Origin of the sequence: Microbacterium sp. (genome assembly GCF_047606385.1) — a bacterium.
In the GTDB taxonomy this organism is placed as follows: Bacteria; Actinomycetota; Actinomycetes; order Actinomycetales; family Microbacteriaceae; genus Microbacterium.
This window is the reverse complement of sequence record NZ_JASGEL010000107.1, coordinates 1-11,870: the sequence shown is the minus strand read 5'-3', so window position 1 is coordinate 11,870 and position 11,870 is coordinate 1. Positions and strand designations below refer to the sequence as shown.

The window sequence follows — 11,870 nt, the reverse complement described above, 5'->3', positions numbered from 1 at the left end:
GCCCGCGCTCCGACGCCGGGGCCTGGACGGAGCCGTGCCCCGATGCCGGCGGCTGCGCAGGGCCGCGCTCCGCGGTCGGCGCGGCGTCGCGCTGAGACGTCGGAGCATCCTGCGCCGCCTGCGCCAGCACGCGCGCGACCATGAGCTCCAGCTGCAGGCGGGGGGAGGTCGCGCCCGTCATCTCGTCGAGGGCGGCGATGACGATGTCGGCCGTGCGCGAGAGCCGATCGGCGCCGAACACGCCCGCCTGCCGCCCCATGCGCTCCAGCTCGTCGGCCGGGATGCCGCGCAGCACAGCCGACGCGTCCGTTCCGGTCGCGGCGACCACGATGAGATCGCGCAGCCGCTCCAGCAGGTCTTCGACGAAGCGGCGCGGGTCCTGCCCGGTCTGCACGACGCGATCGATCGCGGCGAACGCGGCCGCCGCATCCGTCGCGCCCAGCGCGTCGACGACCTGGTCGAGCAGCTCGCCGTGCGTGTATCCGAGCAGCGCCACCGCCCGCTCGTAGGCGACGGTCGACCCCTCGGAGCCGGCGATGAGCTGGTCGAGCAGCGACAGCGTGTCACGCGGTGAGCCGCCGCCGGCGCGCACGACCAGCGGCAGCACGCCCGGCTCGACGCCGACGCCCTCCTGCGCGCACAGCTGCTCGACGTAGGCGAGCATCGCCGCGGGCGGCACGAGCCGGAACGGGTAGTGGTGCGTGCGCGAGCGGATCGTGCCGATGACCTTCTCGGGCTCGGTGGTCGCGAAGATGAACTTGACGTGCTCGGGCGGCTCCTCGACGAGCTTGAGCAGCGCGTTGAACCCCTGCGGGGTGACCATGTGCGCCTCGTCGAGGATGAAGATCTTGAACCGGTCGCGGGCGGGCGCGAAGATCGCCCGCTCGCGGAGGTCGCGGGCATCGTCGACACCGTTGTGGGATGCCGCGTCGATCTCGACGACGTCGAGCGAGCCGCCGCCGCCGCGGCCGAGCTCGATGCAGCTCTCGCACACGCCGCACGGGGTGTCGGTGGGCCCCTCGGCGCAGTTCAGGCAGCGCGCCAGGATGCGCGCCGAGGTCGTCTTGCCGCACCCGCGCGGGCCGGAGAAGAGGTACGCATGGCCGATGCGGTCGGCGCGCAACGCCGTCATCAGCGGCTCGGTGACCTGCGCCTGCCCGATCATCTCGCCGAACGCCTCCGGGCGGTAGCGGCGGTACAGAGCAGTGGTCACGCGTCCAGCCTAGGGCGTGCCGCCGACACCCGCCTCGCCCCGCGAGGCGGAGGGGGCAGGGGCGTCAGGCGTCCAGCGGCGCCTCGACCTCGCTGGCGGTGACCGGCACCGTGTCCGTGACGACCGGGACGCTCGTGGTGAGCGTCGGCACGGACGCCGACAGCAACGTGCCGTCCTCGCGCCGCGCGTCCGCGAACATCCCGAGCGTGGGCCGCCCGGGACGGATCGGCCCCTGGCCCAGCAGCGGGATCACCAGCTCGCCCCCGCCGCCGATCGTGTACGCCGTGCCGCGCACCCGGAAGTCGACCGGCTCGCCGGCATCCGCCCGCACGATGAGCTCGTCGCGTCGCACCGTGATGTGCAGCCGGGTGCCGTGCCACATCAACGGGTAGGACAGCTCCGGCCAGCTCTCCGGCAGCCGCGGGTCGAAGCTCAGCTCGCCGTAGTGGTCGCGCATGCCGCCGAAGCCCGAGACCAGCGCGGTCCACGCCCCTCCCGCCGACGCCACGTGCACACCGTCGGAGGCGTTGTGGTGCAGGTCGCCGAGGTCGACGAAGATGCCGTCGAGGAAGTACTCCAGCGCGAGCTCCTGATAGCCCACCTCGGCGGCGAGGATCGACTGCACCACCCCGGAGAGCGTGGAATCGCCCGTGGTCAGCGGGTCGTAGTACTCGAAGTCGGCGAGCTTCTCCTCGCTCGTGAAGTGGTTGCCCTGCAGGAACAGCGCCAGCACGACGTCGGCCTGCTTGAGCACCTGGTACCGGTAGATCACCAGCGGGTGGAAGTGCAGCAGCAACGGCCGCTGCTCCGGCGGGGTCTGCTCCAGGTCCCACACCTCCCGCTCGAGGAAGACCTCGTCCTGCGGGTGGATGCCCAGTCCCAGGCTGTAGGGGATGTGCATCGCGTCGGCGGCGCGGTCCCAGGCCTCCGGCTCCGCCGGGTCGAGGTGCAGCCGCTCGACCATCTGCCGGTACACCTCGCCGTCGACCTCCGCCATCTCGCGCACCGTGCGGGCCGCGAAGCGCAGGTTGAAGCGGGCCATCACGTTCGTGAACAGGTTGTCGTTGACGACGGTGGTGTACTCGTCGGGCCCGGTGACCCCGTGGATGTGGAACGTGTCCTCGCCGTCGATCTCCTCCCGCCAGAACCCGAGCGAGGCCCACAGCCTGGCGGTCTCGACGGCGATGTCGACGCCCTCGCGGTAGAGGAACTCGAGGTCGTCGGTGGCCCGCACGTACTTCGCCAGCGCGAAGCAGACGTCGGCGTTGATGTGGTACTGGGCGGTGCCGGCGGCGTAGTACGCCGACGCCTCCTCGCCGTTGATCGTGCGCCACGGGAACAGCGCACCCGCCTCGTTGAGCTGGAACGCACGCCGCCGGGCGTCGGGCAGCATGTGCACGCGCATCCGCAGCGCGTTGCGGGCCCACAGCGGGCTCGTGTACGCGAGGAACGGCAGCACGTAGATCTCGGTGTCCCAGAAGTAGTGGCCGCTGTACCCGGAGCCCGACAGTCCTTTCGCCGGCACGCCGAGCCCGTCCGCGCGCGCGGTGGCCTGGGCGAGCTGGAACAGGCACCAGCGCGTCGCCTGCTGGAGGTCGTCGTGCTCGGCGATGCGCACGTCGGAGCGCTCCCAGAACCCGTCGAGCCAGGCGCGCTGGCGCAGCCGGATCGTGGCCAGCCCGGCCTGCTCGGCGCGGTCGAGCGTGCGACGGCAGCGGTCGATGAGCTCGCGCGTGGGCACGCCGCGCGAGGTGTGGTAGCTCACGAGCTTGGTCACCGTGATCGGCACGCCCGCCTTCGCCTGCACCCGGTAGACGTTCTTGGCGATGTCGGGGTCGATGAGCGTCTTGACGTCGTACGGGTTCTGCGTCTCGATCGTGTGGTCGGCGACGAGCGCGATCGTCATGCCCGAGGCGGTGACCCGGTAGCTGAGCACCGAGCGCGCCTCGTCCTGCCAGTGGTCCTGCGGCTGCAGCACGCGCTCGTCGATCCGCTCGGCCTTGCGGGGGTCGAAGCCGCCTCTGGCCGCCGCCCCGGGCATCCCGCTGTAGACGTCGGCGGCGTCCTGCCGGTTCACGAGCTGGCAGCTGATGGTGACCGGCGCGTCGGCGTCCAGCACGGTGACCGACACGTCCATCGCCGCGAGGTGGCGCTCCTCGAACGAGACCATGCGCGAGAAGTGGATGCGGACGTGCTTGCCCGACGGCGTGCGCCAGACCAGGTCGCGTCGCAGCACGCCGTCGCGCATGTCGAGGACGCGCTCGTACTCGACGATGTCGGCGAGGTCGAACGAGAGCGGCTCGTCGTCGACGTAGACGCGCATGACCTTCGCGTCGGGCACGTTCACGATGGTCTGGCCGACCTCGGCGAAGCCGTACGCCTGCTCGGCGTGACGGATCGGGAACGTCTCGTGGAACCCGTTGATGAACGTGCCCTGCTCATGGCCGAACCGTCCCTCCGGGTGGTTGCCGCGGAGGCCGAGATAGCCGTTGCCGACGGTGAACAGCGTCTCGGTGACGCCGGCGTCCTCGAGCGAGAAGGACCGTTCGACGAGCCGCCAGGGGTCGACGGGGAAGCGGTCACGGTCGATCATGTGCGTGCCTTCGGGTCGAGAGGGGTGGGTGGTCGCGCTGTGCGGATCGGGTCAGTCTACGAAGGCGGCGAGGTCGTCGACCACGACGTCGGCGCCCGCTGCCGTGAGCGCCTCGGCCCCGACCCCGCGATCCACGCCCACGACGAGGGCGAAGCCGCCGGAGGCCGCCGATCTGACGCCGCTGATCGCGTCCTCGACGGCGGCGCTGCGGGCCGGGTCGACGCCCAGCATCCGCGCCCCTTCGACGAACACGTCCGGCGCGGGCTTGGAGGCGAGGTGGTCGCGTTCGGCGATGACCCCGTCCATGACGACGTCGAAGCGGTCGCGGATGCCGGCGGCATCCAGCACCTCCTCGGCGTTCTTCGAGCTCGACACCACCGCGATCGGCACGCCGGCCTCCTGCAGCCGGTCGATCAGGCGCAGCGAGCCGGGATACGGGACGATGCCCTCGGCGCGCAGGACCGCGGCGAACACCTCGTTCTTGCGGTTGCCGATGCCGCACACCGTGCTCGCGACCGGATCGTCGTCGGGGCTGCCCCACGGCACCTCGACGTCACGGCTGCGCAGCAGGCTCGCGACGCCGTCGTAGCGCTTCTTGCCGTCGAGGTGCTCGAAGTAGTCGGCATCCGTGTAGGGCGGCTCGATGTCCCACTCCGCGAACAGCTGCTCGAACATCGTGCGCCAGGCGTGCATGTGCACCTCGGCGGTGGGCGTCAGCACGCCGTCGAGGTCGAACAGGACGGCGTCGTACGTCGTCAGGTCGGGCAGGGTCACAGAGCCTCCAGTCGCTGGTCGCCAGCGTATCCCCGGCAGGTTACGCGCCGGTATCGAATCCCCGCCGCGTCGGCCCGCCCCGGGCGGCGTCAGTCCGCGACCTCGAGGGTCTGCCGCGCGATCTCCAGCTCCTCGTTCGTGGGGACGACCAGCACGGCGACCTGCGAGTCGTCGGCGGAGATGACGCGGATGCCGTGACCGCGTGCCGCGTTGCGCTCGGGGTCGAGCCGGACGCCCGCGAAGCCGAGCGTGGCGAGCGCCGCCGCCCGCACGCGGATCGAGTTCTCGCCGACCCCCGCCGTGAAGGAGAGGACGTCGACGCCGCCCAGCTGGGCCAGGTAGGCGCCGGCATAGGCGCGCAGCCGGTGGATGTAGACGTCGAAGGCGAGCTGCGCGGCCTCGTCGCCGGCCTCGACCCGCGTGCCCAGGTCGCGCATGTCGGCGACGCCGGCGAGCCCGAGGATCCCGGAGCGCTTGTTGAGCAGGTCGTCGACCTCGCCGATCGTCATCTCGCCCCGGCGCACGAGCTGGAACACGACGGCCGGGTCGATGTCACCGGACCGGGTGCCCATGACCAGCCCCTCCAGCGGCGTCAGCCCCATCGACGTGTCGACCGAACGGCCGCCGTCGATCGCGGTGACGGACGCGCCGTTGCCGAGGTGGAAGACGATCTGCCGCAGCTCGCCCAGCGGGCGACCGAGGAAGGCGGCTGCGGCCTCGCTCACGAACTTGTGCGAGGTGCCGTGGAACCCGTACTTGCGGATGCGGAGCGGCTCGCTGACCCTCCGGTCGATCGCATACGTGTACGCCTCCGCCGGCATGGTCTGGTGGAAGGCGGTGTCGAACACGGCCACGTGCGGGATGCCGCCGAACGCGGCCTTCGCCGCGCGGATCCCCTGCAGGGCGCCGGGATTGTGCAGCGGCGCGAGCACGGACAGCTCGTCGATGTTGATCTCGACCAGCGGCGTGATCACCGTGGGGGCGAAGAACCGCGCCCCGCCGTGCACGACACGATGGCCGACGGCGACCGGCGGGTGGTCGTGGAGCGACGGCCCGTGCGCGGCGAACGCCTCCAGCATCACGGCGAAGCCGCCGGTGTGGTCGGGGATCGGCAGGTCGCGTTCGAAGGTCGCGTCGAGGACGGTGGGGCTGGCGGCATCCTGCTGCCCGAACGACGCGACCGTGTGCGAGGCGTGCCCCTCCGCCTGCCCGATGCGCTCGACCAGGCCCGAGGCGAGCACCCGCTCGCGGTCCATGTCGATGAGCTGGTATTTGAACGACGACGATCCGCTGTTGATGACGAGCACCACGCTCATCGGCTCGCACCCCGTTCGCGCATCCGCTCGGCCGTGCGAGCATGTCCCACTTCGGCGCGGTATGGCGACCTCATACCGCGCCGAAGTGGGACACGACCCGCTCCGAAGTGGGACATGGGCGTCCGTCGGATCATCCTTGGCCCCCCTGCGCCTGGATGGCCGTGATCGCGATGGTGTTGACGATGTCGTCGACCAGCGCGCCGCGGGAGAGGTCGTTGATCGGCTTGTTCAGGCCCTGCAGCACCGGGCCGATCGCGACGGCGCCGGCCGAGCGCTGCACCGCCTTGTAGGTGTTGTTGCCCGTGTTCAGGTCGGGGAACACGAACACCGTCGCCCGCCCCGCGACCTTCGAATCCGGCATCTTCGCCCGGGCGACGGCCGCGTCGGCCGCCGCGTCGTACTGGATCGGACCCTCGACCGGCAGCTCGGGGGCCCGCTCGCGCACCAGCGCCGTCGCCTGCCGCACCTTCTCGACGTCCGCCCCCGCCCCCGACTCGCCCGTCGAGTACGACAGCATCGCCACGCGCGGCTCGACGCCGAACCGGGATGCCGTGGCCGCCGACGAGACGGCGATGTCGGCGAGCTGCTCGGCGGTCGGGTCGGGGATCACGGCGCAGTCGCCGTAGACCAGCACGCGGTCGGCGAGCGCCATGAGGAAGACGCTGGAGACGACGGCGACCCCGGGGCGCGTCTTGATGATCTCGAACGCGGGCCGGATGGTGTGCGCCGTGGTGTGCGCGGCGCCCGAGACCATGCCGTCGGCCAGCCCCAGGTGCACCATCATCGTGCCGAAGTAGGAGGCGTCGGTGACGGTGTCGGCGGCCTGCTGCGCCGTCACGCCCTTCCGCGCGCGCAGCCGGGTGTACTCCTCCGCGAAGCGGATGCCCAGCAGGGCGTCGAACGGGCTGACGACGGCGGCGTCCCGGATGTCGATGCCCAGCTCGATCGCGCGCGAGCGCACCTCGATCTCCTCGCCGAGGATGGTCAGGTCGGCGATGCCGCGCGCGAGCACGGTCGCGGCGGCGCGCAGGATGCGGTCGTCCTCGCCCTCCGGCAGCACGATGTGCTTGCGGTCGGCGCGGGCGCGCTCGATGAGGCCGTATTCGAACATCAGCGGGGTGACGACCTCGGGATGTGCGAGGCCGAGCAGGCGCGTCAGCTCGGCACCGTCGACGTGCGTCTCGAACAGGCTCAGCGCCGTGTCGTAGCGGCGCTGCGAGTCGGCGGCGAGGCGCCCGCGCGTGCTCATGATGCGCACCGCGGTGTCGTAGGTGCCGCGGTCGGTCGTGATGATCGGCAGGTTCGAGCCGAGGCCGTCGATCAGCCGGTCGATGGTCTCGGGCAGCGGGAACGGCCCGTTGAGCACCACCGCGGCGAGCGAGGGGAACGTCCCCGACGCGTTCGCGAGGAGGGCCGCCAGCAGCACCTCGGTGCGGTCGGCGGGGATCACGACGACCGCGCTCTCGACGAGCCGGGGCAGCACGTTGACCATCGACATCCCCGCCACGACCACGCCCAGCACCTCGCGGGTGAGGAGGGCCGGGTCGCCCTTGATCAGCACGCCCTCGACCGAGCGCATCACGCCGCGCACCGAGGGCGCGACGAGGAAGCGGTCCTCCGGCAGCGCCCACACCCGCACGTCGGCGCCGACGACGGCCCGCAGGGCGGCGACGGTGGGCTCGAGCCGGTCGGGCTCGACGCGGTTGGCGACGACGGCGAACAGCTCGGCGCGGGCGGTGCGGAGCTCGGCGAGGGTGAGGGCGGCGACCTGCGCGATCTCGTCGGGGGTGCGGGGGTCGCTCATGCCGAGCTGATCGCCCTGCCCGTGCGCAGCGCGACCGCCCACGACCAGCAGCACCGGTGCGCCCAGGTTCGCGGCGATGCGGGCGTTGTAGGCGAACTCGGCGGGGTTGCCGACGTCGGTGTAGTCGCTGCCGAGCACGACGACCGCGTCGCACTGCGCCTCGACGGCCTTGAACCGCTCGACGATGCGGGCCAGCGCCGCCTCCGGGTCGGCGTGCACCTCGTCGTAGCCGACGCCCACGCAGTCGTCGTAGTCCAGGCCGACGCCGTCATGGTCCAGCAGCAGCTGCAGCACGTAGTCGCGTTCGACGGTGGAGCGCGCGATGGGCCGGAACACGCCGACGCGGGCGACCGCGTGGCTCAGGGCGTCGAGCACACCCAGCGCGACGGTGGACTTGCCCGAGTGGCCTTCCGCGGAGGTGATGAGGATGCTCTGCGCCACTCGCTCAGCCTATGCGGGGCCGATGCGCGGGGCCAGGGTGCCTCGACGCCGAGATATCCCCTGCCCTCAGCCCCTCCCCTCAGCTCCTCTCCCCGTGTCCCGCTCCGCGCCGGGCGCAGAACTCAGGACGAACCGGCGGGAGCGGCATCCACGGCCCTCTCCACCGGCGTGTCGGCGGCGGCGTCCTGAGTTCTGCGCCACCGCATCCTCTCCTCCCCAGGGGCGAAGATCTTGCTGCAGTGGTCGGGGCTGTGCAGAGCCGGCCAGCCCTGCGCACGGGCGCCGCAGGCTGACGGGATGCTGCCGCCCGATTCCCCCGCTCCGATCCCCGCCGCCTACCTCCGGCGGCGCCGGCGGCGGGGCGAGGCCGTCCCGCAGCGGTGGCGCGTCTACTCACGCGTCGAGCTGCTGGCCGGCGGGTGGACGCCGAAGAAGCTGACCGTGGCCGTCGCGGACGGGCGTCTCGTGCGTGCTCGCAACGGCGAGTATCTGCATCCGGATGCCGATCCCGACTGCGTGGCCGCCTGTCGCACCGGCGGACGGCTGACGTGCGTGTCCGAGCTGGCGCGGTGGGGCGTCTTCGTCCTCGACGCGACCGCGCTGCACGTCTGCCACGAGCGCGGCGACTCGCGTCACCGCCCCCTGCCCCGCGAGGTGCGACGCCATCGCACGCGACACGCGCGGCGGCCGCGGGAGGACGCCTCGGTCGATCTGGTCGAAGCGTTCGCCGACGCCGTCCGCTGTCAGCGACCGCGCGCGGCGATCGCCACGCTCGACTCGGGACTGCATCTCGGGCTCATCGACCGGCGCGATCTCGACCGCATCTTCGCGCTGCTGCCGCCCCGGTTCGTCGCGTTGCGTCGGTTGCTCGATGCCCGCGCCGAGTCCGGCTCGGAGTCCCCGGTGCGGCTGATCCTGCGCACGATCGGCTGCGAGTTCGAGGTGCAGGTGCGCATCGACTCGGTGGGCCGCGTGGACTTCGTCGTGGCGGGCCGCCTCATCGTCGAGTGCGACAGCAGGGGCTTTCACGGGTCATGGGCCGACCGCCGGCGCGATCTGCGACGCGATCAGGCCGCGGCCGCCCTCGGCTACGCGACGTATCGCCCGATCGCGGAGGACATCTTCTGGCATCCCGACCGCGTGGTCGCCGCGATCCGCGGGCTGCTCGACCTGCTCCTCCCCGAACCGCGCTGAGCCGCTCTGTGTCCGCTTCCGCGCCGGCGCAGAACTCAGGACGAACCGGCGAGAGCGGCATCCACGGCCCCTTCCACCGGCGTGTCGGCGGCGGCGTCCTGAGTTCTGATCCTGGACGGAGCTGACGCGCAGAAGGGTGCGAGAGAAGCAAAGAAAAGACCCTCCGCGCACCCGACAGAGCCTGGTTACCCTTGCTACGTTTCCGTCCTGGGGGAGTTGGCCTGGGTGCCGCCACGCGGAGAGCCGGACTCGATCCTACCCGCCGCCGCCACGCCTGTCGAAGCGTCGCCGTCCCCGTCGCGCACCGCTCCGGCCTCGGCGGGTCGGGCTACGATCGGATCGCGGGGCGCCGATGCCCGCGTCCCGCGTTCAGCGCGGCTGCCGGTACCAGCCGCGGAGAAGGGGGAATCGTGGACAGCGCCGAACGGTTCGCCGAGGTGACCGGACGAATCACCGCATCCGTCGAGAGCGTGATCGACGGCAAGCCGGACGCGGTCCGCGCCGCCCTCGTCGCGCTCCTCGCCGAGGGGCACCTGCTGATCGAGGACGTGCCGGGCGTGGGCAAGACCATGCTCGCCCGCGCGTTGGCGGCATCCGTGGATGCGACCGTCCGCCGCATCCAGTTCACCCCCGACCTCCTGCCCGGCGACGTCACCGGCGTGTCCGTGTTCGACCCGAACAAGCGCGAGTTCGAGTTCAAGCCGGGCGCGGTGTTCGCGCATATCGTCATCGCCGACGAGATCAACCGGTCCTCCCCCAAGACCCAGTCCGCCCTGCTGGAGGCGATGGCGGAGCGCCAGGTCACCGTCGACGGCCGGTCGCACGCCCTCGCCGAGCCGTTCCTGGTCGTCGCGACGCAGAACCCGCTCGACATGGAGGGCACGTACGCGCTGCCCGAGGCGCAGCGGGACCGCTTCATGATGCGCATATCGATGGGGTACCCGGATGCCGCGGCGGAGGCGCTGATGCTGCGCCAGCGCGAGACCGAGAACCCGCTGACGGCGGTGACCCCGGTGGTCACCGCCGAGGAGGTGCTGGATCTCATCGCGTGGGCGCGCAACATCCACGTGTCCGCCGCGATCGAGGAGTACGCGGTCTCGCTCGCGAACGCCACCCGGAATCATCCGGAGCTGCGGCTGGGCGCCAGTCCTCGGGCGACCCTGCAGCTCGTGCGCGCGGCCAAGGTGCACGCGGCGCTGGAGGGACGCTCGTTCGTGATCCCGGACGACGTCGCCGCTCTCGTGGTGCCGGTCTTCGCCCACCGGCTGATCCCCGCCCGCGTCGGCGGGGCACGGGGCGGGGATCCGGCGCAGCACGTCGCCACGCTGCTGGAGCGCATCCTCGGCACCACCCGAGTCCCCCTCGACGCGCACGGCTGATCATGCGCCGCTGGCCGCTGACGGCGCGGGGAGTCGTCGCCCTCCTTCTCTCGGTCGCGTGCTTCGTCGCGGCCGTCGTGACCGGGCTGGTCGAGTTGCAGGTGTTCGGGGTGCTGCTGGCCGCCCTCGTGGTCGTGTGCCTGCTGTGGGTGCTCCTCACCCGCCGCCGCGGCGAGGTCGAACGCAGTGCGATCCCCGAGGTGCCGGCGGTGGGCGAGACCGTCACGATCCGGCTGCTCACCAGGGTGCTCTCGACCTGGTCGGTGCCGGCCGGGCGCTGGCGCGACCGTCTGCCCGCGGGCCTGGCCGGCGACACGTCGCGGATGCTGCCGGGCATCGGATCGGCCTGGCGTGACACCGACCGCACGATCGCCTGGTCCTACCAGGTGCTGGCCCGGCGGCGCGGCGTGCATCGGCTCGGACCGTCGACCGTCACCATCACCGACCCGTTCGGGCTCACCCGCCGCGACGTCCGGGTGGGCGGCGGGTGGTCGCTCGTGGTCACCCCCGCGGCGGTCTCGCTGGACACGGCGGGCTCGGTCGCGGGGGGCGCCGGCGGCGCGCGCTCCTCATTGACGAGCCGGTTCAGCCAGGGCTACGACGACCTCGTCGCCCGCCCGTGGATGCCGGGCGACTCGGTGCGGCGCGTGCACTGGCGCGCGAGCGCGCACCGTGACGAGCTGATGGTGCGTCAGGAGGAGCACGAGACGTCCCCGGAGGCGACAGTCGTGTTCGACGCGGCGGGTTCGCGGTTCGCGCCGGCGGGCGGCGTCCCGGGCCTGGACCCCCGGTTCGAGGCGGCGGTGACCGCCTGCGTGTCGGTCGCGGCGTATCTCGCCCGCAGCGGGTTCGACGTGGCCGTCACGGATGTCGAGGGCCGGGCGCTGTGCGATCCGCTCGCGGCCGGGGACGAAGACGGCATCGAACGGCTGCTCCTGGCGTTCGCGGAGGTGCGCGCACACCTCGACGAGGATCTCTCGGCCCTCATCGCGCGATTCGGCGGTGCCACCACGGGTCCGCTCGTGCTCGTCACCGGCATGATCGGCGAGACGGACGCCGCCGCGCTCAGCGCGGTCTCCGGGCACAGCGTGCTGCCCGTGCTGCTCGCGGTGGGCGCCGCGGACGGCGCCGTCGCGATGGCCCGGGGCTGGCGCGG

The 11,870-nt window shown here is 72.3% G+C and carries 8 protein-coding genes and 1 other RNA gene; 3 read left to right on the top strand and 6 right to left on the bottom strand.

The features are described 5' to 3' along the window. From QM626_RS10640 to pta, 5 genes are all read right to left on the bottom strand, one after another. On the bottom strand, window positions 1-1,213 hold a 1,213-nt coding region (locus QM626_RS10640), incomplete at its 3' end, for a DNA polymerase III subunit gamma and tau (RefSeq protein ID WP_415076804.1). Between the two features lie 64 nt (window positions 1,214-1,277). Further along, a complete protein-coding gene (locus tag QM626_RS10635) occupies window positions 1,278-3,806 on the bottom strand; it encodes a glycoside hydrolase family 65 protein (RefSeq protein ID WP_415076802.1) in 2,529 nt (842 codons plus the stop codon). A 51-nt stretch (window positions 3,807-3,857) separates the two neighbouring features. Next, on the bottom strand, window positions 3,858-4,580 hold the full coding sequence (locus tag QM626_RS10630) for an HAD family hydrolase (RefSeq protein ID WP_415076800.1): 723 nt from the start codon (window positions 4,578-4,580) through the stop codon (window positions 3,858-3,860). An 89-nt stretch (window positions 4,581-4,669) separates the two neighbouring features. Further along, window positions 4,670-5,896, bottom strand: a complete 1,227-nt coding sequence (locus QM626_RS10625) for an acetate/propionate family kinase (protein WP_415076798.1) — start codon at window positions 5,894-5,896, stop codon at window positions 4,670-4,672. A gap of 130 nt (window positions 5,897-6,026) precedes the next feature. Continuing rightward, window positions 6,027-8,141, bottom strand: coding sequence for a phosphate acetyltransferase (pta, locus tag QM626_RS10620; protein WP_415076796.1), 2,115 nt, complete (start codon window positions 8,139-8,141; stop codon window positions 6,027-6,029). 297 nt (window positions 8,142-8,438) lie between these two features. Between pta and QM626_RS10615 the strand changes: the two genes are divergently transcribed. Continuing rightward, the gene (locus QM626_RS10615) at window positions 8,439-9,335 is read left to right on the top strand and encodes a DUF559 domain-containing protein (protein WP_415076794.1); all 897 of its coding nucleotides are present in this window, start codon (window positions 8,439-8,441) and stop codon (window positions 9,333-9,335) included. A 151-nt stretch (window positions 9,336-9,486) separates the two neighbouring features. Here QM626_RS10615 and ffs read toward each other — a convergent pair. Further along, an RNA gene (gene ffs, locus QM626_RS10610) (signal recognition particle sRNA small type) lies at window positions 9,487-9,583 on the bottom strand. A gap of 162 nt (window positions 9,584-9,745) precedes the next feature. On the opposite strand from ffs, the gene QM626_RS10605 reads away from it, so the two are divergent. Both QM626_RS10605 and QM626_RS10600 read left to right on the top strand, forming a co-directional pair. Then, on the top strand, window positions 9,746-10,714 hold the full coding sequence (locus tag QM626_RS10605) for an AAA family ATPase (RefSeq protein WP_415076792.1): 969 nt from the start codon (window positions 9,746-9,748) through the stop codon (window positions 10,712-10,714). A gap of 2 nt (window positions 10,715-10,716) precedes the next feature. Next, a partial coding sequence (locus tag QM626_RS10600; RefSeq protein ID WP_415076790.1) for a DUF58 domain-containing protein occupies window positions 10,717-11,870 on the top strand: 1,154 nt, incomplete at its 3' end.

Bases quoted from the DNA above. Each gene is read 5' to 3' on its own strand.
- QM626_RS10635 (WP_415076802.1), bottom strand. From the start codon at position 3,806: ATGATCGACCGTGACCGCTTCCCCGTCGACCCCTGGCGGCTCGTCGAA.
- QM626_RS10615 (WP_415076794.1), top strand. From the start codon at position 8,439: ATGCTGCCGCCCGATTCCCCCGCTCCGATCCCCGCCGCCTACCTCCGG.
- QM626_RS10625 (WP_415076798.1), bottom strand. From the start codon at position 5,896: ATGAGCGTGGTGCTCGTCATCAACAGCGGATCGTCGTCGTTCAAATAC.